This is a genomic window from Legionella resiliens, assembly GCF_021344005.1.
Lineage (GTDB): Bacteria > Pseudomonadota > Gammaproteobacteria > Legionellales > Legionellaceae > Legionella > Legionella resiliens.
The window spans coordinates 179,972-206,151 of record NZ_JAJTND010000001.1; the positions used below are offsets into that span (position 1 = coordinate 179,972).

Sequence of the window (26,180 nt, forward strand, 5' to 3'; positions counted from 1 at the left end):
CAACCTCATATAAGAGGTCCTGCGATTAAGGAGTGCCTGGCGTATTCTCGATGGTATGAAGCAACAAAGACTCATTTTCAATCTTAGGTTCACCTGGTGTTATATTGGCTTGCCAAAAATAGACTCTACTGTCTATGCGCTCTGAGCTGAGATGAGTTAAAGGACAATGACTCTCAGTAAACTCTTCCCAAGTCAAATAACATGGATCCTCCAGTTGATAATCAGCTAAATGAGTTCCAGGGAGCAATTTATTTTTAAAACGATCCCCATATAAAAGACACTCATATATTGAAATGAATTTTTGATACTCATTAAAAGAAAAACGTTCGTAAAATTTACCCCTATAACTATAAAGAATGAATAACAACTCACGAACTCCCGTTGTTGCATCAAGATCCAGAGTGATTGACTCCATACTATTTTTTTTATTAATTATAAGTTTCATTAGTGACCATTAATTAAAAATGAGCCATAACTTATTAATATATTTAAAATAGCGAGAAATCAATATGGTTATCTTCACTTTAACCGTCGCATCGACTAAAAACTCATAATTAGTACTGGAACCTGATTTCACTGCCATGCTTTATTATTGTTCCATATCTGTTTCACCACAACCACTTCATATGGATATGGCGTTTCCTCTCTTCTTAGAAACTCCAGCGCAACATTTTCGGTAAGAAAGAATAAGATCATAAAAAATTCTACATTGTGATCAGTTGATAATATTTTTATCTCATTTTCAGTTAATTCCTTGTTGTCTAACGATTTCTTTCTGGAAGTTATAAATTTTTTGATATGATTAACTGACCTTCGATCGCATTTTGCATTCTTTCAAGTGAGAATTTTGATTAAGATCATCTATTGTCAGGATGTTCATACACTAGGACACTCATAGTTATTAAGATGAAGAGAGCGCATATTATTAAAAATCATCAGAATAACGATACAGTACGTTTAAGAGACATAATATATCACTATTTAATAAACTGGATATTAACATGAAAAAACTGTTTTACAGTCTGTTGGTTGTTTTGGTGAGTTTTGGATTATTGTACTTGTTTCAACCATTCCTGGGATTTAATATTTCAATTTCTGAAGTATTAGGCGGATCTTTTCCATTTTTAAAACCTCAACCTCCTAAAAGTATTGATCTAAAGAATGATTTTATACTTAAACCTTATGTCCAACATTTGGATAGCCCCCGATTTATGTACGTTACTGAGTCTGGAGATTTGCTTGTAACTGAACCTCCAAAAGGAAACGTACTCCTCATACCTTATAAAAAACCAAACCAGAAACGAGTACTGCTTTCGGGGTTGAACAATCCTCACAGTATGGATGTTTACAAGAACTACTTATATGTCGCAGAAGAAAATGCTATTGGACGAGTCGAATATGATGCAAAAGAGGGGCGCACCATTGGTCGTTATGAACGAATAATTAAAAATATTCCGGATGATGGCGGCCATTGGACCAGAACCATTAAGTTTGGTCCTGATGGATATGGCTATGTATCTATTGGTTCTTCTTGCAATGTCTGTATTGAAAAAAATCCCTTAAGGGCCTCTATCTCTCGGTTTAAGCCAGGAGAGGATCATGTGACAGTTTATGCAACAGGGCTACGAAACGCCGTTGGATTTGATTGGTCACCTACAGATGGAGGACTTTATGCAACCGAAAATAGTCGTGATTATTTGGGCGACAATTTTCCCCCCGATGAACTAAATCTAATTCAGGAAAATCAATTTTATGGATGGCCTTATGCAAACGGTGATCGCGTGCCAGATCCAAAATTTGGTAATGGGCAAGAACAAATGATTAATCGATCACAAATTCCTGTTTTAAAATTTGCTGCCCATCAGGCTCCCTTAGGCATCACTTTTATAAAAAATCCCCAATCCCCATTGTATAATAAGGCACTGGTTGCCTTTCATGGCTCCTGGAATAGCTCTATTAAGGTCGGTTATAAAGTAGTTAGTTTAACTTTTGAAAATGGAGTTATAACTCAAAATGATTTTATTACTGGATTTCTCAAAAACGGTAAAGTAATTGGCAGACCAGTACATGTCGTCGAAGGTAAAGAGGGTGAATTGTATCTATCCGATGACTTTAATGGGGTAATTTATGTGATCGAACATAAATAGGGTCTGTTAGCAATTCTACTATATTGGCCAAAATGATGCATGCTAACTGTTTTTGTGTTAAATTGACCCTAATTTTATATTTATTGAGCAGTTAATATGTTTTTTATTCGTTTAGACGCATTATTGATCGCATGTTTTTTAATGTTATTTCAACAATCAGCACACAGCCACGGACTTATAGAAAAACCAATGTCTCGTGAGTATTTTTGTGGCAAAGTGACTCAACCCCATCATATTGAACCTGGCAACAAACTTCCTTATGAAGAATGCCGCCCCATTTTAACAAAGAAAGATGGCAGCTATAATCATGATGTCTACCAGTTTATGAGCGTATTAAGCCATACCAGGGGTTATTATCAAAATGACAATCTACCAAAACACGTTTGCGGCTTTGGAAGCGAAACATTTAAAGGAAAAGCTTCTCCCTGGGATGCTGCCATTAATTGGCCAACCAACAAAATAACCTCAAACATGCAAGAATTTGTCTGGGATGTTTCTTATGGCCCCCACTTTAGTGACACGGAACATTTTCGGTATTGGATTACCAAAGCGGATTATCAATTTAATAGAAATCTACCCCTGAAATGGAGTGATTTTGAGGCAGAACCCTTTTGTGAATTCGCATGGGATGATAAAAATCCGCCTCAAGATAAGAATACCATTTGGGCTGATAAGAAGAGCAATAAATTTCATATGATCTGTACGGTACCTGCACGTGCTGGCCGCCATGTCATCTATGCGGAATGGGGAAGAGATCACAGCACCAATGAACGATTCCACTCATGTATTGATGTTGCCTATTAACTACCATCACTAAATTATAAAAAGGCTGTTGGAGAGGCACTAAAAAATAGGGCGTGTGACCATCCATTCCCAGGCTTTGCGCGATACATAGAGGCTTCATTATTGTTGTAGTGAGCAGTTTATGTATGTATTCAGAACTATTTTAGTTATTATCTATCTGATTTTGCAGAATTATTTTTGTCTTTATATTACCTTAAAAGATCAAACCATTAGTCTCATAACCTTATTTGGTTTGATTTCAGTTTATTTATTTATTTATTGGACTCACTTTTGCTTATTTTTTTACTCTTGGAATTGTTAAGTCCAACTTCGTTTTCTGGTTTAATCACCAAACATGAATCACAAGCAATCTATTTTTCATTTATTACCTTAACAACCGTAGGTTATGGTGAGATTGTACCTCTGAAACCAATTGCTCAAACGATTACCTGGATTGAATCTTTAATAGGACAATTTTATTTAGCCGTTATTATTGGACAAATGGTCGGACGTTTTGTCGCAAGAAAGGAATCCAAGATGTAGCCATCCGAGGTAATGAAACAGGCTCGATTAATTTTTAATACCTAATTAAGAATCAATCGAGCCTTTTGCACTTAATCCATTTATTTAAGATGTAGGGGTAGTGACCTTGATAAGTTTGGGACAGGTTGAATTTCAAACTGCAGCCACTGCATTCTTAGTATGAGTTGCTGGGCTATCATGGCATTATTTTCATTCACTCCTGTAATCCTAATCTTTTCCATACATGCCAGCATAAGTTCAGAAAAACTAATTTCTTTGTTATCTGCCAATGAAATTTTGTCAATTCCATTGTCTTTAAGGGCCACAGCAAAATGAGTGCTGTCAAAAAGCATATGCGAAACCTGAGGATCTAAAATTGCAGAAGAAGAGAGAAACTTTTCTATAAGTACCTCCAAAGTAGGTGGGGTACTATCCAATTTCAAATACTCGAGTAAGGTTTTCAAACCACGATTGACCTCAGAACGAAGTTATATGAAACAGAACTCTGTTTCATCATTTATCCATTATGGGGTTTTATTAAAAAATAAGTTGCCATCTCACCAACTCCTTTGACCAATATAGTTCCTCTCTTTTCAAATTCAAATCGATCTTTCAGGATTTGGTATGTTGCTTCACTTACATGGATTCGACCTGACTCGCCATGAGATTCCATACGGCTTGCTAAGTTGATGGTTTTCCCCCATAGATCATAAGAAAATTTTTTCTTTCCGATGATACCACCTACTACAGCTCCAGTATGAATCCCTATGCGTACTTGGATGGGAAAATGAAGGATTTCGTTCATGCTATTTATCTTTTCAAGCACACTGCATGCAAAATTAGCAACGACTTCCGCATGAAATTGATTGTTTATTGGAGCACCTGCCACCGCCATATAGCAATCGCCTATTGTTTTAATTTTTTCAAGACCGAATTGATCAGTAAGTTCATCCATGGTTGAAAATATAGTATTCAACATTCCGATCAATTTACCCGGACTCAGTTTATCTGCCAAATGAGAAAAATTAACAATATCAATAAATATGGCGGTTACAGAGGGAAATCGCTCAACGATTGTTTGCTCACCTAGTTTTAAACGTTCTGCAATAGCACTCGGCACAATGCTGAGCAATAAATCATCTGATCTTTTCTTGGCTTCTTGTATTTGGATAAGATAAAGTTTTTCTTTATCCCTAAGTATCTTTTTTTCTATAGAAGCTTCGATTCGCGCTTTAAAAATAACCGGATTAAATGGCTTAAGAAGATAATCATCCGCTCCCAGCTCAAGACATCGTACTACTGCATCAATTTCTTTGAGAGGAGAAATAACAATTACAGGAAGATAATAATAACGGCTGTCTCCCATTATTCTTTTTAAAACATCAAAGCCACTTACTCCTGATGTGATAATTGATAAAAGTATTAAATCAAAATCACCAACACTTAGTTCATCAAGTACTTTGGAAGCATCACTACAAGGTGTTGCCTTAAACCCATAATGCTTTAGGCGACGTATTAATAAATCTCTTGCCATTTCATTATCTTCAACAACAAGAATAGAACCTTTGGGAGGTATAGGCTTATAGGTAATTTTATTGTCAAGTGGAGGAATAGAGATAATCACATCATGAATTATAATGTTCGATTTTTTAAATTGTGCTAATAGATCGGTGCCCTTCCATTGTATTTGGGCTAATTTATCTATTTCATTTATGTAAATAATGAACAATTTCGCGGCTAGCAGAATTTTTCCAATATCATGAATAAACTCTTGTTGTTCGTCTGTGAGCTCTTCATCCAAAAGCAGTTCACAATAACCAATAACTGAATTAAGTGGCGTAAGCAAATTAAATTGCAATTCGCTGCTGAATGATTTCAAATTAAACGCTTTTGATTTTCCAGCAGTAGTGCTAAAGCTTAACACCTCATCTACACGACTTTGTAAGAGTTTCCCTGATTGTAAAATCTTCTTAAGATCATCTTCATACGTTTCAAGGTGATGGAATGCAAGTTCATCAAGTAAGATTTCGGCATAGCCAACAATAACATCAAGAGGCGTGGAAAATTCACTACGTAAACTAGCAAATAAAGCCTCTCTTTCACGCATCAAGGTTGAATTATGCTCCTGCTTTGCCTTTTTATCGAAATCCATTAATGATTGTCCTCATTGAGTTTAAATATACTGTGGCTCAACCGGTTTTCACTAATCGCTCAATCTTTTCAAGAAGACGAGGAAGATCAATGGGTTTCACTTCATAATCATCACAGCCTGCTGCTACCGCTTTTTCCCTATCCCCCACCATGGCATGCGCTGTTAGAGCAATAATTGGGATCGAGTTGGTTTTTTGATCGGATTTAAGTTGCCGTGTCGCATCATATCCATCCAAAACAGGGAGGCTTAAATCCATTAAAATGAGATCGGGATTTTCAGCTTTTGCCATGCTCACTCCTTTTTCCCCATCAACTGCACTCATGATCTCATATCCTTTACGTTGCAAACGTCTTGATAGCATATCGAGGTTTAATTCATTATCTTCTACAATTAAAATCTTTACCATGACAAAATCTCCTAACGATTTTTAAGCATTTGTTCAATCTGATCCGTTATCGTTCCAATAAGTTGTTCGCGACTATAGGAATTTTTTTGTAAAACAACTTTGCTCGAATTGATTAGAAAGTCCCGTTCTTCCCGGGTTAATTCTTTTGCTGTTATGATAACCACAGGAATTTGAGCCCATTTCTCATGTTTTTGTAATTCTTTAATCACAGCAAAACCATCCATTTCTGGCATCATTAAATCGAGGAGAATAATTGAAGGAGTGTGGTGCGCTAAAACAGCTAAAGCATCACGGCCATTTTTAGCTTCCAGCACGTTCCAACCAGACTTTTTAATCGATCGTCGAATAATATTTCGCGCATCCTCTTCATCATCCACAATTAATACCGATTTGATAGCGTCCTGAGGCAATACGTGTTCAATTTTCTCCATAAGTGTCCTAGGCTCAATCGGCTTATTGAGATAGTCCACGGCACCTAAAGCAAAACCCAAGTCCTTCTCTAGCAACATCGAAACCAAAATCACGGGAATATTAGCAAGATTGGAATCAGACTTTAACGCCGATAAAGTGGCCCAGCCATCCATCATAGGCATAATCACATCAAGAGTAATCAAGTCAGGTTGATATTTTCTTGCCAAAGAAAGGCCTTCTTCTCCATGGAATGCATGCAATACTCGTATTCCTGCCTTATCTAAAGTTTTTTGCATTATCTCATGTATTTTAGGATCATCATCCACTACTAGAACCGTTTTGGCTGCTATTTTTTCTTGAGTTTTCGATTCCGGTAATTTTACCGGAGATATTTTCTCAACACCAACTGTGCTGATTAGTGGCAACATAATAGTAAAAGTAGAGCCTTTACCATATTCACTATCGATACTCACATCGCCTCCCATGATTTTAGAGAAGCTTTTGGTCAGATACAAACCTAATCCGGTACCACCAAATCGACGCGTTGTCGAGGACTCAGCTTGAGAGAATGCCTTGAACAAGGTACCTAATTGTTCTCGGGTCAGACCGATCCCGGTATCACTGACAGCAAATTGTATGAATGATTTACCATTACTCGTTATCGGTTTCACCGATAACGTAATTGTACCCTCTTTAGTAAATTTAGCCGCATTGCTTATTAAATTTAATAGACATTGCCTGACTTTCACGAGATCTGTATGCATGACATCTACATTAGGATCAATCTCACATTTAAATGTATTCCTATTTTTATTCATCAAGGGAGTGATTATGCCTTCCAGCTCCTTAATCATATCGGGAACTTTGACATCCTCCAGGAAAATATCCATCTTACCCGCTTCGATTTTCGATAAATCCAGTATATCGTTGATGAGAAATAACAAATGTTTGGCGGAAGATTCTATTTTTTTGAGGTCCTCTATATACATCTCATGACCCTCATCTTCCATCTCTTCATGCAATAATTCGCAATAACCGATAATGGCGTTAAGTGGTGTGCGTAATTCATGGCTGGTATTAGCAATAAATTCAGATTTCGCTTTATTGGCCACTTCTGAGTCTTTTTTGGCTTCATTTAATTGCACCACCAACTGTTCCAGATTCTGATTTACATTTTTCAGCTCTTTAGTTCTTGACTCCACTAATTCGTGCAAATGATCTTGAGTATATTGCAGGCTTTCAGCCATACTATTGAAGGCTCCAACGACTCGGTTAAGATCATCATAGGGTGTCATACTTAAACGTTGCTCTAATCCGACTTTGTCTTTGGTGATCTTATGCATTGCAGCGCTTAAACTTCCCAATGACCTGGAAATGGCGTGATACAAAAAGTATCCTACGATACTGATGAATAGAAGTATGCCCAGAGGCAAGACAATCATAATATTACGATTGGTTGCAATCAGTTTATGGAAAGTCCGTAGTGATTGATCCTTTAAGTTCTTGGTTATTTCATCCAAGTTTTGGAACTGTTTTGAGAGCGAAGCTAAATTTTCTTTTACCTCCATATGATTTTGTTGTAATTGCAATTGGAGATCATTGAGCTCTTTTCGCAGAGCAAGGATACTTCCTGAACCTTTGGTTAATTGATCAACAACCAAATTAAATTGATTGCCCAAGTTCAATGCGGCTTGCTGTAGTTGTGGATTATACTGTAATAAATTACTTAATTGTTGCAATTTACTGCGCGTTAAAGGAATGAGCTGTAAGAGTTGATTATCTTTTAAATTATTTAACTCATCCGAATTTTCTTCATCGGCAATTTCTTCGATTAATGCCATGAGCTGTGACAGCTCTGTATTAATTTTTTGGTCAATGCGATGGGCATCAGCAGCATTACTTAAAATCAGATTCTCCAATGCTCCTTTAAGCAAGTCGCTTTGTGACAGTTTTCCCTCCTGGAAATAAGCACGAAGTTGACGTATGTTCTTTTTATATTGATAGGTTAAAATACCACTGATATTCTCTGACTGATTGTGAATATTTTTAATTTGCTGATCAATAATTTTTTTTTGATTCGCCAACTCATTTTTCGCTTTCAAAAGCGATTGGGTCAATGTCAATAACCGATCATCAATTTTTAAAAATTCCTGATAGATCACTTTAAGATTATGCATTGCCTGCAAGACAGAGGAAACTTTATTGGTAACAGAAGCTAAATTTTCCTCACCCTCAATAAAAATTGCCTCTATCGGTAAACGAGGCTCCAGTTTAGATAAATCATTTTCTTCATGTACTGTTAAAATACTTTGTTGTCGTGCCAAAAATTGAGCTCGTGCATTACTCATTTTAAATCGCGCGCTTTCAATTGAACTTACTGTTAATAGAAGGTTTTGATTCTGAAGCAGTCTATGATTAAGATAGAGTGCAGCAAAGCTAAGAATCATCGTAAAAATAACGGTAAGAATATAAAATAACAGAAACACATTGACCAATGATAATCTTAGTTTTCTGTTCATTAGTAATCCTTCCACTTATTCTTTAACTAACGAATGCAATTCAGTCCATTCAAAAGAGATAAATCTTCCATTTCTTAATATAGTAGGCCAAACCGTATGCAATGCCTGATGATTGTTTTTATCATAACTGATGGGAATACCGATGCCTATATCCACATCACGCATATTTTGCATCACATCAATAAGCCCTTCCCGTGTCAATTGATTCGCGTCCGCAGCTCGTTGTAATCCCAGGACAAACAACTTTGTCGCAAGATAGCCCTCTAATGAGATATAGCCTGGGCGGGCGTCATTTGCATATTTTTTTAGACTTTCTCGATACTCTTTGACAGCAGGAAGATCCGAATCATAACTAGGAACAACCTGCGTCACTATCACGCGGTTGTCTCCCAATACCCCAAGCTCCTTGATTAGGGTTTCACTTCCCACAAAAGAAACATTAAGAAACAAGGTACTTGGCAGATCGTCAACTGCCAACTGAATAAATCGGGCAGCTGGCAGATAAGGGGCTACTATAATAACCGCCCTTGGCATTTTTTTTGCGTCCAGTATCTCGGATAGCCCCTCTTCCACATTTAATGTATTTCTGGTGAATCGGCCATGCGTTAATTTTTCTGAATCTTTATACCCTTCTTCTTTTAATGCTTTTATAGCGCCAAAATAACCGGAATCCCCAAACGAATCATTTTGCGTAAAAAATGCAATTTCATCGGGTTTAATTCCTGCCTTCAATAAACCTTTTACCATAGCCGCGGTTTCTTCCGCATAGCCTGCACGAAAATTAAAAACGTACCGATCGGGTGGCCTTTTACGCAGCACTTCTGTTCCAGCATAACTCCCATAGAGCAGTGTTTTCAATTCTTCCGCAATAGGTACCGAAACCACCGCAGTTGGTGATCCCACATTGCCGATGACGGCCAGGACCTGATCCTGCATAATTAATTTACGCATGTTTGGTGCAGCGAGCGAAGGTTCATATGAATCATTATAGACAATCAATGTCAATTTTTGACCGTTGATGCCACCAGCAGCATTTATTCTGGCAAAATACGTTTTTATTCCAAGGGTCATGCCTTGCCCTAGAGTTTGCGCTGGTCCCTCTAAAGCAGTGCTGCTTCCTATTCTAATAGGTGATTGATTAGCCGTGGGCTGGGCAAATGATAGTTGAGCAAAAATAAGAAGTATAAAAATAATACTCCTCCTGAATGAAAATGAAATCCATTCCTTTATCATTTATTTACCCAAAAAAATTTATTAAAAAAATTATAGTTGATTAAACGAACGTAAGCACCTCGAATAAACATATATTCGCGAAATAAATTTATTCTATCCATAGATCCCATATATATATACCATTCATTAATGTTCCATACTCATAGTGGATTACCACATTAACAATGTTGTTGAAACATTGAGATGCAGCAACCCAAAGCAAAAGGAATAACAAATTACTCCGGATAATAATTAAGCATTAACAGAGTCACTGCAGCACCTTTAGCGCTTCTGTTGTAAGTCGCAAAATCATAAAACTCAACTGCTCTCAGCGCAAATCTAGAGTTAATTTGATAAGATAATGAGCCGCCAAGAAAAGGATCCACGTCAACAGAGTTTGTGTTCTGAGAAAAAAATTCACGCGGAGCAACAGTAGTCGCTGTCAGGTATGTCGAGATAACTGAGGCGCCACCAACCAAACTGGCTCTTAATCTATTTTTAGGATTAAGGGTATAGCCTATGATAGCTACCAATGACTTACTTGATCTGGAAATTTTTAATCCATCTTTTGTTTTTGAATGAGTAAAAATTTGATTGTAATCCAATTCATAAGTGAAGGGTAACTTGCCACCAAAGCCTGATCCAAACCCCCAACGCATCCCGTTCCCATTGTTAGGAAAAGCATCCTGAGGTGTAAAATTAATTTTTGGTTGTTCAGGGGGGGATAATGACAATTGATTGTCATTGAAAAAAGTATGTACAAATACATACCCGCCTGTTAAGTAAAAAGAACCATGGCAGCTCCAATCTGCTTTATTACAGTTTTTTTCAGTTCCTGCTGCACAAGTTAAGTTGCTTAGAATCATCGAAAAGATTATTGCTACTAGATGTTTAACCACATGCTTGTCCTTAAAAATTAATCCATCCTATTTTATATAAAGCTCAAACTATTGGAATACTTAATTCTGCCTTTTATGTAACGAACAAAAATACATCATACCAATAAATTACGTAATTTATGACCCTAGCACTTATATAAATAAAATGAGTCAAAACAATTTATTTTCCAATTAATTCCGTATATTTCTGAATTGTATTGGCTGTGATTTCTCTAAATCGTTCCGCTGTTAGGTCATCCGCAAGATGACTGGAGTTCGTGCTGTGAATTAAAAATTTTTCATAGGCATTTTCACCGAGGAGCGTAAATAAATTATTTAATTCTGGAATAGTAAAATTTAATAGAACCAAATTTTCTTCCGGCATAAGCGGCAGAATACTTTGCTTCGTCTGCGTCTCATAAGCATAAGCAATCTCAATTAAAGTTCCTTCTTGATATTGTTTACTAATTAACTCAACGCCAATAGGCATATGTGTATCGTGACTATAGCCTACATTAATACTGAGCGCAGGTAATCCAGAGTTAGATGAGATTGGGGCTCGCCAAGTATTCACCTTCATCGCATCATACGTCGCTGATCCATTCGAAGTAATCGGCATGAGTAAAGCATCCAGCTGATTTTTATTCATAACCTGCTCCACATATGTCTTATTTTTTTTAAAATTTTCTAAAGCTTTTTTGTAAGGTACGCTGAATTTGCTTGCAGTGTTTTTCATAAAATGCAGGCAATCTTTAATCGAACCAAAATTTCTTGTACGGTTCGATTCACAAATATCACGAAAACTCTTTCTCGTCGATGGAAATGAGGCGAGATATTGATTCACGTCCTGGATTTCCCCAGCTTGATTGAATTGTCGATCATTATTGAAATCCGGAAGTGTGATATCGATGAGCGTCGCTCCCATTTTTTGCATATCATTTGTGGCCTTTTTTATTATTTCTTCAATGTGTGGAGACATCTTATTAAATGGATTAATACCATTTACATTATGTACAATGCCAATTTTCTTGTTCTTTAAGCCATTGCTTTTCAAAAAAGTAGAATAAGTTTTTACTCGGGGAATATTGAGTGTTTTATGATCCTGAAGATCAGGCTGGGCAATCACATCAAGTAAAATAGCCAAGTCTTGCGTAGTACGCGCAATCGGCCCTGCTGCTCCATCAAGATTGCCCATTGGAAAAATCCCGTTCTGACTGATTAAGCCAGTACTTGGGCGCAGTCCGACTAAGCCATTAAATGCAGAAGGTATTCTAACCGATCCACTATTATCGGTACCGATACCAAGCAAAGCAAAATGTGCACTGACTGCAGCGGCTGGTCCACCACTAGATCCCCCAGGATTTTGGTTGGGATCATAAGCATTACCAATTCTGCCGCTACGACTGCTGATGCCAAACATTCCCCAGGCAAACTCATCCATTCCCCCCTTTCCCAAAATAATGGCGCCAGCATCGCGTAATTTTTTCACTAAAAAAGCATCGTGTATCGGTTGACTCCCCAATAAAGCAAAAGACCCTGAAGTAGTGGTCGTATCAAAAGAATCAATATTATCTTTCAAAATAACAGGGATACAATGGAGCGGCCCTAATGTCTGACCTGTTTTTTTATAATAATCATCTAACTACCGTGCGTACATTAACACCGAAGGATTAAGTTCGCTAAAAGCATTAATGGGTGCCTTGCTCTTTACGCTTAAGTTGTATTTTTTAATACGTTCCAAATATGCATTGGTTAGCTGTAAACATGATATTTGATGTTGTGCAAGCGCATTATGAAGCGAATGAATGGTCGCAACCTCTAAATGAAGAGGAAACACTTTCGATGGGCTTGCAATGGAGATCTGACAACTTAATAAAGTTGTAAAAAATAATGTAATCAAACGACTTGGCATAATGATATGACTCAAATAGAGCGGCAGTTTTATTACACCATATTTTATCTATACTTACATCACCACACAGGCTTGATATACCCGTTATTTACTCCGTGTTGCGAAGACAGTGGCACAAAGTACCATTTAAAATAGATTAGTTTGATAGCCAGATGGAAACCAATAATATTCGTTTTGCTAATCCTCGCACGACTAAGAGCTCTACTTTTGAAATGGAATTACGTGATTTTACAGAGTCATTTGCTTACGTTGATAAAGAAACATCTCTGCGAAATGCCGATTTTATTCCCGAACAGAATGAAACACCCACGCTCACTTAATCAATGAGATGGATTCAAATCATACTTTGAGTTTTAGCAAAAAAAATAAACAAACTGCCCTTTTTTAATAATTCCTTAATGTATCCAAGCTATCATAAGCAAAAAATTAGCTCCAATATGAATTACAATGAGGAAAATCCTGTGTTTAGTAAGCCGTTAAATACAACAACAGATAAAGTAAATGAAAAAATTGCTGGTATTACTCGTGCCACAGAAGTACAAGACATCCGATCTCTGCCAAATTTTGATGAAATTTTGAGTAAAAACCCGCACCGTGAAAAAGTTCAAGGTTATTATGTTGAGATTCCATTATCTCAGTATAAAACATTTGTTCCTAATGGTCCTAAATTTCCCGATCGCTATGGCAATAATTATACAGGCGGTCAATTCGATGCACCATTATTCACATTAAAAGAATGGCGTGACAACTGGACACAAGGTCACCCTGGTAGTGATAAGCCCGATTTATTAGTCAATGCGAACTGGTTTAATGTGTGGACAACGGGTGTACCCAATGTGGGAGAAAAAATCAACCCTAGAACACAACCACGTACCTTTCTTGCCGGATTATCGGTAAGTAATGGGGAGCTGGTGTCCACATATAAAGTGCTTGATCAGAATAATGTTGGGTTAGATACCATTGTTTTTGATACTACACATAAAAAAGCAGCTATCATCTCACATAGTGATATTGATGACACGTTACAAACAAATCCCAATTTTTATGATGATAAAAATGCCGTCTCCGGATTTATTATTCTAAGGGATGAAACGAGATTAAAGACACCCGATTTAAATAATAACCATGGAAATCGATTGCCACGTACTGGGGTTGGCTACAAAAATAATGGCGATAATATTGTTGTCATGGTCATTCATAATCCTGATCGTAACTGCGGTGTTACTGCAGAAGAGTTTGCAGATTTATTTGCAGCACTCGGTTGTACTGATGCCATCAACTTAGATAATAGTGGCTCTGTAGAGCTTTATTACCACGGATTAGGTGAGCTTGGTAAAAAAACTGTCACTGTGCAAACAAAAACCTGCGATTTTGGGGCGCCAACTGAACGACCCAAGCCTAATTGTTTGGGCTTTAAAAATGTAAGCAGACATACATTATTTGCCAAGGACGACTCCGATATCCCTACAAGAAAGCAACCAAGTTCTGATGTGGAAAAACCATCAGCCAAAACTGATGATGAGATAACGTATACTTATCATATTAAACGCTAACTTAAGGTCTACGAAAACTATCATAGGCAATGTGCATTTTCTCATCCATAGAAATTGTCTCAGATGAAGATACATCCGAGGCAATTTTTACTGCCAACTCAATAGGAAATTGAGTCTGACTAAAAAAACTCGTACGATCTCGATATGCTTGAGCAAGCATATGAGATACATATTGTATTTTAAAGCGTTCGGCGAAATAGGGACATAGTACTGCGATATGAAACTTTGAACCAGTGTCATGTATGCGTCTATCATTGATATAGAGTGTGCAATCGTCGACATTAGAAGCAACAAGCCTAGCTTTATCTAAATTAAGTAGATAAATAAAGTTATCTTTAGATTTAATCGTCGGAAAAGTAACGGCTAATTGCTGATTTTTTGACAAAAAAGCCGGAAGACAAACACTGTTTCCATGAATGATTATTGAATCGGTTTCTTTATTTAAACCGGATCGATGCAAAAATATATCGCACATTTCCTTATCAGGAAACTCAATTGCCAATAATTTATTTTTGTCTCTAACGCGCTCGGATAATTTGATTACTGGACCAATTACTTGCTGAGTAAAATGATTCAATCGTTGGTACAGCACCTGATCACCATAGCAATAACGCTCAATAATTCGGGTAAACCAAGTAGTACCCTGATTATTTTCAGTCAGTGCTGCACGAAATTGTTCATAGAGGTCATTAAGTAATTTTTGTTGGGCTGCTGTCTCCTGTTCTGATGTCAGGGAACCTGGTGATGATATTTGGGCACTAGCAATTTGACGAACAATATTTAGAAGAGAGCGAATTCGCGAATAATTTGCCGATTTTCGCGATAAACCATGTAACAAAGCGAAAAGATCGTTTTCGCAGGTAGTTATCCAATTTTTAGAATAAAGTTTTATATCATGCATTAGATTTCTTATTACTTTAATAGGGTTGGATCACTCTATCAAAATCAACTTGATTATGTCTAATATTTTCCATTGTGTGACTTTATTTGTCATATTTATTAGAAAACACCGTTTAGCAATTCCCGCGAACTAGTCCTGAGGGGCCTCACAAGATTCAACCAGGTAGAATTCATTGGTTACTTGAATCCATCCAGTCTAAGGAATGGACACCTATCTCGAAGTCAAAAGGGCTGTCATCCCTGTAGATGTAGAGTAGGTGTTTTCCTGCTTCGATTTTGTGAGGAATTCTCAGGAACAAATCGCGGGACGTAGAGGTAGAACATAAAGTCCTTCGTTATTAAGTTAAGAAAAGAACATTCAAGCGCGCTGAACGCAGATACTACCCAAACCATAAAATTAAACACCCATCTCCGAGCAAGACTTATTTAACACATGATCCTCCTTTATTATATTGGCTATAAAGGATACAACCACCTCCGATCAAAATGATTCCTCCGGCAAATAAAGAAAATTTGGCTAAAGGACTCCAGCCCTTTGCAGATGAGGGCTTACCTCTCTTCGCACAGGGGAGATCTTCAATATCCTCATCACTTTCTAGGAAGTCGATCGCTTTACTCAGCAATTTGTTGAATTCGCTTTTTTGGAGTTCATCATGACACTCATCTAATGAAATACCAAAAATACTCTCCGGTTTTTCCTTTCTCAACCGTGTTACTATGTTTAAGCTTAATTCATATTCATCCTCTGCAGAATGAGTGGGTAACCCCGTCTCCTCTTCATTTAATTCTAATCCAAAGTGCTTTTCTTTATTAGAAATACAAATTCCTGTTGGACTTGGCGCCTGGGAAACTTGAGGAGCTCGCGGAATTGTTTCAAAAAAATCACAGGAATTTTCTTCACTCAATACAAACGATACGGTATTTTCAAAGAAATTAGTCCCGCCTTGGGAAACGGTGGAAGATAACATCACACCGCATTGAGGATGAAGCAGGCTAGAAAAGTCAGTTGCATAAGATGCACTAAAGCAACTTCCAAAGATTATGCTGTTGATCACAACTTCCCTTTTTATGAGGCAATTATGGATTTCCTCAACATGTTGTGTTTTCAGAGCAGATAACATGCCATTCCATTTATGCTTAGGCCATCCATGCCCTCCTCCAATATAGAGTACGTGTAACTGTTGGTCTTGGCTTAATTCTCTTTCCAAATTTTCTTTAACATACTGACTCTCTTTACGTCCACATGAATCCTCATCTACTTTATTCGAATAAATAATCAGTGAAGTATTTTGCTCTTTGGCCTTTTTATTTAAGTACCTACGAATGTTTTTGATTTTTTGGTTTTCCAGGTCACTTTTTGGGGTATCAAGATTTGCTCTAAGTAGATCACCTATTTCATGAAGAGGATTGGGATGTGAGAAACACTTGGATTTCAGTTTTGGCCACAATTGATAATTGAGCGTATCTACTGTTTGGTGATTTAAATGGGTTTTTAGCTCAGCTAATTTTACCCCACAAAGATAGCCTTCTCGCGCTTCATCCTCGGTAATTTTTGAAATTTCTTTTTCAAAACGACTTCCATCGGTTTTTTTTGCAACAAGATACCATTTGTTTCCATCCTGTTCATCACACACGAGTCGTATTTCATTTTTTACAGCAGGAACATCCTCAACGACACATTTCTCAAAACCAGGCCTCACCGCAAACTTTGCAATAGAAGTACTTGTTTCATTACGTTCATAATATATCTTTGCAAGTTCAAGAAATTGTTTCACTCCTGCAGGTGCTTTTGCAATCGCTGAATCAAAATCCATCCCTTTCGTAATTCCTGCCAACATCAAAATACTTAAAATATCCTTATCTTCTAAACTCGCCGTATTTAACAAAAATAAATTACTCATACCACTATTGCCCCTCTATACTTCTTTTTTCTATTAAAAAAACACAGGTTAACAAAAAAACATTAAGGGTTTATTAAACACAATAAGAATTATAATTAAGCACAAATGGGTGTGTAGTTTGGAGTACCGCGGGAAATTGCTGGAGTAAGCCAATGCCTTCTAATGAGGCAAAATGTCACGTGTAACCACCCTGGGGGGTTAAGCCGTTTGTCCAGGAAGATAGTCTTCAATAGTCTGCCCTATTGTTAATTTGGATAATGCAGGGAAGAAAACTTAATCCGAACTAAGTTTTTCAAAATAAAACCATTGATTGCTAAGCGGATTGCTAAAAACTTACCTGTCCGGCAATAATCTAAAATAATGAGTATAATTAATAAATGTTCACTGCAACAAGGATGTTTTTTATGTATGAAGATCTGACTGTTCCTTATCAAGCGCCCAAAGATGTAGCTTCGTTACAGCTGGGAGGCATTCTTGCTGAGGATAAGGTGTTAGAAAATGCCCCCGTTAATCTCGTACTCAAATCATTTAACCGCCATGGCTTGATTGCTGGAGCAACCGGTAGTGGGAAAACAAAAACCATACAAGTGCTTTCTGAGCAATTGTCCTTAGCTGGAGTTCCTTGCCTGGTGATGGATATTAAAGGTGATGTCTCTGGTTTGGCAATGCCAGGAGAAGTCAATCCAGGTATTGAGAAACGGTGTAAATCCTTGCACTTATCCTTTACTCCCCGCGCTTTCCCTGTAGAGTTGTATACCCTAAGCAGCGTTCCAGGAGTTCCTTTACGTGCAAAGATTTCTGATTTTGGTGCCTTACTCTTTTCAAGGATGTTAGGGATTAACGAAACTCAAGCGGGTGTTGTCACGATTCTTTTTGAATATGCTAAAGACACCGCAATGCCGCTCATTGATCTGCAGGATTTTAAAGCTTTATTGCAATACGTACAAAGTAAAGAAGGTAATGCAGAAATAGAGTCACAATATGGCAGCGTTGCTGCAGCTTCTATTGGTTCCATTATGCGCAAAATTGTTGAATTGGAATCACAAGGTGGTGAAGATTTTTTTGGTGAGCCCGCATTTAAAATTGAGGATTTATTACAATATAACGGAAACGGCCAGGGAATTATCTCCGTTATTCGTTTAATGGACATGCAGGATCGACCCCAGTTGTTTTCAACATTTATGTTAAAGTTGCTTACCGATATTTACCGTCAACTACCTGAGTTAGGCGATCCCGATAAGCCAAAATTAGTTTTATTTATTGACGAAGCACATTTGATCTTCAAAAATGCCAGTAAAGCCTTATTAAGTACATTAGATACCATTGTTAAATTAATTCGCTCAAAAGGCGTAGGCTTAATTTTTTGCACGCAAACACCTAACGATATTCCCGAGGCTGTTTTAGGGCAACTCGGATTGAAAATTCAGCATGCCCTGCGTGCGTTTACAGCAAAAGATCGGCAAGCAATGAAATTAGTTGCGCAAAACTTCCCTCCATCAACCCATTATGATACAGAGAATATGTTAACTTCTTTAGGCATTGGTGAGGCCCTTTTGAGCGCTCTTGACGCAGAAGGAGAACCCACTCCGTTAATTCACTGTTTGATGCGGCCGCCAGAGTCAAGAATGGGGGTATTAACTGAGGTTGAAGTCCAGCAGTTGCTTAACAAATCTCTTTTGTTTCAACGCTATTCTCGCCGGGAAAACTCTCCCTCTGCTGCCGAAATGCTTGCAGCAAAAAAACAAAGCACAACAATGGAGATGCCCCAGCCTTCACAAGAAAAAACCACACCATCAGAACCTTCTATATTCGTAACAATGAGTAAAAATACTCTAGTGAGACAAGTCATTCGGGATTTTTTTCGGTGGATACTAAAAAATTTGACCAAGCGTGGACGCTAACATAAGGTCGAATTCTTACGCCCCATTTATTAAATAAGAAATTAACAGCAGGATGAATCAAGGCCCAGCCTGCTACTGGATTTTTATTGCATGTTCCCTTACTCTGAATCAAAACACAAAATAATTTCAGGGAAAAGCATGAAATCGATAATCATATTTGGTGCAAGTGGGATGATTGGGCAAGGAGTATTACGCGAGAGTTTGCTAGATAGCCAAATCGAGAAAGTCATCATCGTTGTGCGAAATCCTTTAGGTCAATCTCATCCTAAACTGCATGAGATCGTACAAAAAGACTTGTTCGACTATAAGAATATCGAGGACCAGTTGGTTCATATCGATGCATGTTATTTCTGCCTAGGCACACCTTCGGCTGGAAAAACAGAAGCAGAGTACGCGCGGATCACCAAAGAGTTAACCTTAATAGCCGCACAGACCTTATTGAGATTGAATCCTCAACTTACTTTTATCTACGTTTCTGGTGAAGGAGCAGATAGCAGTGAAACGAGTCCAATGATGTGGGCGCGTGTCCGGGGCCAAACTGAAAATGAATTACTCAAGATGCCCTTTAAGCAGGTTTTCATCTTTCGTCCGGGAATAATTCAACCCCTGGATGGAATTCAGAGCAGAACTCGTTTATATCGCTTGGGGTATAGTATGCTAAAACCTCTATTACCCATTTTGCGCTATTTTTTACCTGGATTTATCTCTTCAACCCAATTGTTAGGACAGGCGATGTTAAAAATCACCCGCAATGGCTATAACAAATCTATTTTAAAAACTAAAGACTTTTACCTTCTGAGTTTATCCGAATAGAAAAATAAGCAATCGCAGTACGTAGAGAAACTTAAGTGGTACATGATAAATTTAAAAAACTGACGATCGTTCAGGGCCTGTATACCTGCGGTATTGTCAGTTTTTGAGAAACCTCCACTAAATTTTTCGCCTACCTACCGCGCTTAATTTCTTTGTCTACGTACCGCGCTTTATGCGCGGTATCCAGGGGATCTTTCTATAGAAATGCTCAGCGGCATCTTAAAATATCGTTCTGGATACCGCGCATAAAGCGCGGTACGTAGGAAAGCAGTACGTAGAGAAACTTAAGTGGTACATGATAAATTTAAAAAACTGACGATCGTTCAGGGTCTGTTTACCTGAGGTATCGTCAGTTTTGAGAAACTCCACTAAATTTTTCGCCTACCTACCGCGCTTAATTTCTTTGTCTACGTACCGTGCTTTATGCGCGGTATCCAGGGATCTTGCTATAGAAATGCTCAGCGGCATCTTAAAATATCGTTCTGGATACCGCGCATAAAGCACGGTACGTAGGAGTAAAGCTGGACTGGTTTTTCCGATGTGTAGAAGATTCCATTGCGACTAATTAATCTCCTAATTTTATTTCCTCCTTTACGCGTCGCTTTTTACCCAATCTGTTCTTAAAAATTTTCCTTAACTTAAATTTGCAAAAAATGTATCATCAATGAAAATTTAAACAGAGCTTTTTAAGAGAATACGATGTCACTAGCAGAAATATATGCAGAAGAATCCAAAGATTTCGAACAAAGAGTGAAAAAAATATCGAAAACAGCAAAAGAAATTCTGTCAAAATATCCCCATGATTTTGATGAGGGACTCTTGATCTTTGCAGTTCGGTCTATACTAAGAGCTAATAAGATAGATGCCTATGACGAAATTCCAGAAGCCAGGTTGTCAGAAATACTTAATGCGAAAACACTCTTTAATGCAATTCTTGCTGACTATTTTTCAGCGCTTGATGAGCAGCTCTTTCGACAGTCAAATTGGCTTCAGAAAAATGATGTACCTACAGAAAAGGATTACATTAATTTACGTAGCCAATTTTTAAGTGATTTGTATGCTGTTCGGGAAAAAAAATTTGAGGGGCATTCTATTGAGGAAGCAATTCGATTTAAGTTAAAACAAGTCCAAGAATTAAGTGATGTAATAGCAAAAACCGATATAGAAAGCCTTAAAGATCATCAAACACTAAAGACCATGGAAGTTATTTCCAGCTTATTAAAATTATTTTGTATGGCCATTTTTTCTCCGCTTTATTTCGATCCCATAATTGCAAACAAATGCAGTATGGGAAATGCATTCGGTACCATTTGGTCAGGAAAATCATTAAACACGATTCACATGGAGCATTTGAAAGCCAAATCTGAACAACTGGAACAAGCATGCAACATAGTAAGTAAGGCTTTAGCAATTTCGCCCGATAATCTTAGTGAAGATACCGTCTCAATAATGCGTAACTAACAGGATTTTACTCAATTCCTGTCTGTTATTTATCAAAATCATGATAACAACATTCTTGAATAACTCCAGGATGGAGCACATTGATGCCGTCAAGTGAATGTTCTAACGTTAAAGCAAGAAGATGGAACATACCCAATCTTCTTGCTTATTTCTTACTTCGGACTCAATACAGAAAAATAAGAACTATTCGCTATATGATGTTCCGTAGCCTTTTCTAGATGATGCTCACTTGCATACTGAGCAATTTTCATCATTGCTTCATTTTGTATGGCAGCCATTTTTCGATGCGTCGTTTTTTCGAAAGATTGGATCTGTTTGGGTTCTAGCTTAGGAAAAAAAAGTCCTTGCCGCTGTCCTGATGCTAAGATTTTTGCAGCTTTTCTGATTGCTACAAAATCCTTAGCACCATCATCAATCATCTTGGGCAATGAAGGCGAGCAGGGGGTTCCCCCTAAATCCTCTGCTAAAGCTATAGAATTGATCGGATCGCTGATAATGCTATCAAAATTTAATTGATCCAATTGCTTACTATTCGCCAAACATCGTGCAGCACTAGTCAGCGTTTTAACATATTTCAACTTGGGTATTACCTTATGAAAATTGGATATATCCAAGAGATTTGTTGACTTCATTATTTCGCATAATTGAAGCAAAGAATCATCAGTTAATTCAGCTTTACACACTGCAGCAACAACTGCATCAGTAGGCAGTTTAATTCTGCCGTTAGCCGCTCCAAGTTTATTATTTGAATGATGTATTAGCGAGTTTTCTTGTAAGTACTCAATAACTTTTGCTACCTTGTCAGCACTTTGAGGATATTGATCTAATCCGTCATAGGCTGCATCAACAGTGCAGTTGAGATGGCTCAATTGAATCATGGCCTGTGCTAACCCAATAGCATGTTCAGGATGAGAACAAATAACATCTGGTGTTTGATTATTGAAAAGCTTTGCCTTTTTAAGCAGCACCACTGCTTCAGCAACTCGATCAGGATATTGAGTGGCAAAAGCCAGATTTAACGCATCCTCTTCCAAACTTTCTTGATTTAAGATAGCCACAGCATTGACTAATGCCATGCCCTCATTGGATCGGACAAATAGTGTTTCTAGAATCAGAGGCAGTAACTCAGGTTTGATGGTCATTTCTTTTAGCTTATCCGTAGCACACTTTATAGCGAATCTATCTCTATCAACACTTAAAATATAGTGCAAATAAGGCTGCAGCTCCCAACCTGCATATTTAAAATTGCTGATAATTTCTTCGGCAAAAGCACACTTATCGAGTATGCCATCAACAGCAAACAACCGATTTAAGCTATCTTGCGTATCAGGAAGACGATCTAACAATTTATAAAAATGATGGGGATTTTTTAATTGGATAATGTTAAGAACATTATCATTATTGAATAATTGCGGGTTAATCCTATATAACGTTTCCAATGCCTGTTTCATACTAAAAAGCTGTTTCGCTTTGCTTAATAGAGGCACCACATCATCTGTATTCATGCCGTGACGATTAAGTAGGCTGAGTGTTTCAAAAAAAATCAAATCATCCCCTGCGGATGCAAACTTCTCAAAATATTGGAACATCTCTACTAATCGCTCTGGTTTTGCCATCATTCCTGCTGCATGCAGTACGATTGTCATGTCAGAAGAGGAAAGTTTTTTGCCAATAGAGGCCAATAATGGTGCGATTGCTTTGGCGTGTGTATGATTTTTCTCCAAAAACGCAACATGTTCAGCGGTAAGTTGTTTCTGATTGTTTAAACTGTCTAATGCTTCATAACCCCCGAAATAACCAACAAGCTTTCTAAAGATAATACTGCTCAATGAGTCGCCATCCCTATCCTTCTTATCAAGCAAAATATTGGCTAATTCTAAAAGTAACGATGGGGATAAGGTATCGATACTCTCAAGTTTTTGGGTACAAAATTCACGCAGCACTTTAATATGCGACTCATCCATCAACACCCTAAAATATCCTTTTTTTCGATCATAACGACTCATTTGCTTCTTTACAGTTTCTGCCTTCATCGACTAATCCTTTTGTTGTTACTCCTGTTTTACCCCTCGACATCATACTGCAGCAATAAATAAATAAACAGGCAAAATGCCTATTCTCATCGAAGATCAACAACAAAGCTTAAAGGCCACAAAAAATAAAAATGACTAATAGAAAAATTGTCTCTAGTGTACGCAACTGTCCCTTATATTGATGCAACAATAGCTTATTTAATAATCATAAAAACAATTTAATAATCACTTAATTATAATATTGTACAATTATGTAGTGCTCAAATTTTTTAAGCCTACACCATGAATAGCAAGGAACAAATACACGAAGTGATTTCAACCGATGAAAAAAAATTAAGTGATTTTCAATCAATAGCACCAAAATCGGAAGGCAAGAGATGGGGGTTTGTTGGAAAATACAGCAATGGGGATGAAAGCGCGTATGTAGTTAAACGTGAACTCGGCGGTTATGAGACTGTACTCACAAAAGCTGAAAATGACATGATCGTATTAGAATGTCTGAGCGCTACTTTAATAAAATTGATTTTAGGTGATACTTTTGCAGCAGAAACATTTCCCATAAAACTTGATTGTGAGTCCTTTCCTCGCCATATAAAATCAGGTGAAGGGGGTGCATTAGTTACTGAAACACTTCCTATTGATCCTTTATCGAACTACGGATTAGCATCGAAAATACTGAGTGCTACTGGTTATCAACGATCTAAAAAAGTAATTTCCAATGAAGAGGAATTGGTAGCATTATCCTTAGTAGTTCGCATACTTGGTGTCACCGATGTGAAACAAGAGCATTTAATACCTCATTATAGGGAAGAAGGTCATTGCTTAAAGAAACATACGGCCATTATTGATTGTGCTGCAGATCTAAATGGACATACCTTATCTTTAGATGCTCTCTTGGCTGGTAATAAAAAAATTCATCCTATTATACCCAAAGATTATGGCATCGTTTTAAAAATACTTAATCATATAATAGAGATTGAGTCTGATTTGATTCACGCTGTAGATAATTATAAACACATTCAAGTATCTGAATTGTGTGAAAATTCCATCTTAAAAACTAAGTTACACCAGACTGTTTCTCATATAAAGGAGTGCATACCGCAATTAGAAATGATAATTCAATCTGCCATCCCAAATGGAGATTTAAAATTAGACCACTATGCTTACAAGGAGTTAGCTCGATTATTGGAAAAATTTCCTGAAAAATATCGACTTCAAATTTTAATTAGCAATTTAGATGTTTTTAAGAAAGAAGATGAAGAGGAGCAAGAAGACATTTTAAAGCTTCTTCCAGAAGAAGATCGTAAAATTTTTAGAGAATGTATAAAAGGTGAAAATCAACCGACACCATCAATTACCACAAGTCATTATTCTTTTTTCAGCAATGACAAAAATGATAAAACATCGCCTTCCTTCAGTCCATCGGCGAGTATCTGATATTCAAACTAAAATAATGAGTCATTATTTTAGTTTAGAATTTTATGCCAAGCTGATTACCAAGACCCCAATGAAAATTAAAAGCCCACCAATAATGACGGAAAAATTCACATGCGCTTGATTAAACAAAAACCAAGTAAAAATAATGGTAAATAAGGGATAAGTTAATTCGACAATCCCTGCAATCGTAGCATTTTTAAGAGTAATGGATGCAGCAATGAAATAACTGGCGATGAGTACAATTGCAATCTCGGCTATTGTTAATAAAAGCAAACCAGAGTCTGTGCTTAATACCTCAACGTCTTTTTTCATCGTAGTAAAAAAAGAAATGCCGGTAAACAATATAGCCCCAATGGTCATTTCTAATGCCAATAAGGTAATAGGGGAAATGCTGCTTAATATTTTTTCAGCTAAAGCGTAATTAAATCCCCATAAGATGGCAGCAAAAATAGCAAAGGTGAACCACATGATTTACTCCCTAAAGACAAACTTTCTTTGATTTTTTTATTTTGAACCAGAGCCAGCCTTACTAAGATCGAAGCTAGATCTCAAAATAATCTGAATATTATAACATCAAATAGATAAAAAATCAATCACTTATCGAAAAATACATAGGGAGAGGGGTCTTATGCCCTGTCCTAATAAATCAGAAATAAGTAAAATATTAATAACACTACAGAAGTAAATTGCAGGGAAATTATAATGAGTCATGCCTTAAAAATTAGATTTGCAACAGCATCGGATACACCTTTAATTTTAGAATTTATTAAAGAGTTAGCTGAATATGAGCGATTACTGCATGAGGTAGTCGCTACTGAAGAGCAATTGTTGAAAACTCTGTTTGGTTCTAAGGCTTATGCTGAAGTCATTATTGGTTATCTTGAGAAAAAACCAGTGAGTTTTGCTTTATTCTTTCATAATTACTCAACATTCTTAGCAAAACCAGGTCTTTATTTGGAAGATTTATATGTTAAGCCCGAAGCACGCGGTCAGGGCATAGGACAAATTATGCTGGTTTACCTGGCTAAGTTAGCTAAGGAGAGGGGTTGTGGACGTTTTGAATGGTGGGTATTGGATTGGAATGAAACTGCGATTAAGTTTTATGAAAAGCTTGGTGCCAAACCTATGGACGAATGGACAGTACATCGAGTTAGTGGTCAAGCATTAGATGAGTTAGCCGCCAGCTATACGGAATTGGCACCGATGCAATGCTAACTTGAATATTTTATTCTATTCAAG

At 37.2% G+C, this 26,180-nt stretch carries 21 protein-coding genes and 1 pseudogene; 10 read left to right on the plus strand and 12 right to left on the minus strand.

Features of this window, described 5'->3' with window-relative positions:
- Positions 1-25 precede the first annotated feature (25 nt).
- Positions 26-445, minus strand: a complete 420-nt coding sequence (locus tag LXO92_RS00775) for a hypothetical protein (protein WP_232890143.1) — start codon at positions 443-445, stop codon at positions 26-28.
- Positions 446-1,001: 556 nt separating this feature from the next.
- On the opposite strand from LXO92_RS00775, the gene LXO92_RS00780 reads away from it, so the two are divergent.
- The 3 genes from LXO92_RS00780 (at position 1,002) to LXO92_RS00790 (ending at position 3,473) form a co-directional block, all read left to right on the plus strand.
- Entirely contained in the window at positions 1,002-2,147 is a 1,146-nt protein-coding gene (locus LXO92_RS00780; RefSeq protein WP_232890144.1) for a PQQ-dependent sugar dehydrogenase, read from the plus strand.
- 96 nt (positions 2,148-2,243) lie between these two features.
- Entirely contained in the window at positions 2,244-2,951 is a 708-nt protein-coding gene (locus LXO92_RS00785; protein WP_232890146.1) for a lytic polysaccharide monooxygenase auxiliary activity family 9 protein, read from the plus strand.
- 270 nt (positions 2,952-3,221) lie between these two features.
- A complete protein-coding gene (locus tag LXO92_RS00790; RefSeq protein WP_232890147.1) occupies positions 3,222-3,473 on the plus strand; it encodes a potassium channel family protein in 252 nt (83 codons plus the stop codon).
- Between the two features lie 80 nt (positions 3,474-3,553).
- On the opposite strand, the gene LXO92_RS00795 is transcribed toward LXO92_RS00790, so the two are convergent.
- From LXO92_RS00795 to LXO92_RS00825, 7 genes and pseudogenes are all read right to left on the minus strand, one after another.
- The gene (locus tag LXO92_RS00795; RefSeq protein WP_232890149.1) at positions 3,554-3,916 is read right to left on the minus strand and encodes a hypothetical protein; all 363 of its coding nucleotides are present in this window, start codon (positions 3,914-3,916) and stop codon (positions 3,554-3,556) included.
- A 53-nt stretch (positions 3,917-3,969) separates the two neighbouring features.
- A complete protein-coding gene (locus LXO92_RS00800; RefSeq protein WP_220471041.1) occupies positions 3,970-5,604 on the minus strand; it encodes an adenylate/guanylate cyclase domain-containing protein in 1,635 nt (544 codons plus the stop codon).
- A gap of 37 nt (positions 5,605-5,641) precedes the next feature.
- On the minus strand, positions 5,642-6,010 hold the full coding sequence (locus LXO92_RS00805) for a response regulator (protein WP_182350858.1): 369 nt from the start codon (positions 6,008-6,010) through the stop codon (positions 5,642-5,644).
- Positions 6,011-6,021: 11 nt separating this feature from the next.
- Positions 6,022-8,940, minus strand: a complete 2,919-nt coding sequence (locus LXO92_RS00810; RefSeq protein ID WP_182350859.1) for a response regulator — start codon at positions 8,938-8,940, stop codon at positions 6,022-6,024.
- 15 nt (positions 8,941-8,955) lie between these two features.
- Complete coding sequence (locus LXO92_RS00815) at positions 8,956-10,173, minus strand: ABC transporter substrate-binding protein (RefSeq protein ID WP_232890150.1); 1,218 nt, start codon at positions 10,171-10,173, stop codon at positions 8,956-8,958.
- 215 nt (positions 10,174-10,388) lie between these two features.
- Positions 10,389-11,051, minus strand: coding sequence for a hypothetical protein (locus LXO92_RS00820; protein ID WP_182350861.1), 663 nt, complete (start codon positions 11,049-11,051; stop codon positions 10,389-10,391).
- Positions 11,052-11,211: 160 nt separating this feature from the next.
- Positions 11,212-12,657 (minus strand): annotated as a pseudogene (locus LXO92_RS00825) (amidase); the annotation flags it as partial.
- 437 nt (positions 12,658-13,094) lie between these two features.
- Between LXO92_RS00825 and LXO92_RS00830 the strand changes: the two are divergent.
- Positions 13,095-13,262 carry a hypothetical protein gene (locus tag LXO92_RS00830; protein ID WP_232890152.1) on the plus strand — a complete coding sequence of 56 codons (168 nt, stop codon included), beginning with the start codon at positions 13,095-13,097 and terminating at the stop codon, positions 13,260-13,262.
- Positions 13,263-13,403: 141 nt separating this feature from the next.
- Complete coding sequence (locus LXO92_RS00835) at positions 13,404-14,495, plus strand: phosphodiester glycosidase family protein (protein ID WP_232890154.1); 1,092 nt, start codon at positions 13,404-13,406, stop codon at positions 14,493-14,495.
- Position 14,496: 1 nt separating this feature from the next.
- Here LXO92_RS00835 and LXO92_RS00840 read toward each other — a convergent pair whose 3' ends face one another.
- A complete protein-coding gene (locus LXO92_RS00840) occupies positions 14,497-15,396 on the minus strand; it encodes a hypothetical protein (RefSeq protein WP_182350863.1) in 900 nt (299 codons plus the stop codon).
- Between the two features lie 421 nt (positions 15,397-15,817).
- Positions 15,818-17,296 (minus strand): hypothetical protein, encoded by a 1,479-nt coding sequence (locus tag LXO92_RS00845; RefSeq protein ID WP_232890155.1) that lies wholly within the window; start codon positions 17,294-17,296, stop codon positions 15,818-15,820.
- Positions 17,297-17,700: 404 nt separating this feature from the next.
- Between LXO92_RS00845 and LXO92_RS00850 the strand changes: the two genes are divergently transcribed.
- From LXO92_RS00850 to LXO92_RS00860, 3 genes are all read left to right on the plus strand, one after another.
- A complete protein-coding gene (locus LXO92_RS00850) occupies positions 17,701-19,197 on the plus strand; it encodes a helicase HerA-like domain-containing protein (protein WP_182350865.1) in 1,497 nt (498 codons plus the stop codon).
- A gap of 138 nt (positions 19,198-19,335) precedes the next feature.
- On the plus strand, positions 19,336-20,010 hold the full coding sequence (locus LXO92_RS00855; protein WP_182350866.1) for an NAD-dependent epimerase/dehydratase family protein: 675 nt from the start codon (positions 19,336-19,338) through the stop codon (positions 20,008-20,010).
- 699 nt (positions 20,011-20,709) lie between these two features.
- Complete coding sequence (locus LXO92_RS00860; protein WP_232890156.1) at positions 20,710-21,471, plus strand: hypothetical protein; 762 nt, start codon at positions 20,710-20,712, stop codon at positions 21,469-21,471.
- 152 nt (positions 21,472-21,623) lie between these two features.
- Here the strand turns inward: LXO92_RS00860 and LXO92_RS00865 are convergent, their stop codons facing one another.
- On the minus strand, positions 21,624-23,504 hold the full coding sequence (locus tag LXO92_RS00865) for a hypothetical protein (protein WP_232890158.1): 1,881 nt from the start codon (positions 23,502-23,504) through the stop codon (positions 21,624-21,626).
- Positions 23,505-23,786: 282 nt separating this feature from the next.
- Here LXO92_RS00865 and LXO92_RS00870 point away from each other — a divergent pair, with 282 nt between their 5' ends.
- Positions 23,787-24,941: a hypothetical protein gene (locus tag LXO92_RS00870; RefSeq protein WP_232890159.1), complete on the plus strand. Its 1,155-nt coding sequence runs from the start codon at positions 23,787-23,789 to the stop codon at positions 24,939-24,941.
- Positions 24,942-24,983: 42 nt separating this feature from the next.
- On the opposite strand, the gene LXO92_RS00875 is transcribed toward LXO92_RS00870, so the two are convergent.
- Positions 24,984-25,409, minus strand: coding sequence for a DMT family transporter (locus LXO92_RS00875; RefSeq protein WP_182350870.1), 426 nt, complete (start codon positions 25,407-25,409; stop codon positions 24,984-24,986).
- A 234-nt stretch (positions 25,410-25,643) separates the two neighbouring features.
- On the opposite strand from LXO92_RS00875, the gene LXO92_RS00880 reads away from it, so the two are divergent.
- Positions 25,644-26,156, plus strand: a complete 513-nt coding sequence (locus LXO92_RS00880) for a GNAT family N-acetyltransferase (RefSeq protein ID WP_232890160.1) — start codon at positions 25,644-25,646, stop codon at positions 26,154-26,156.
- The last annotated feature ends 24 nt before the right edge of the window (positions 26,157-26,180 follow it).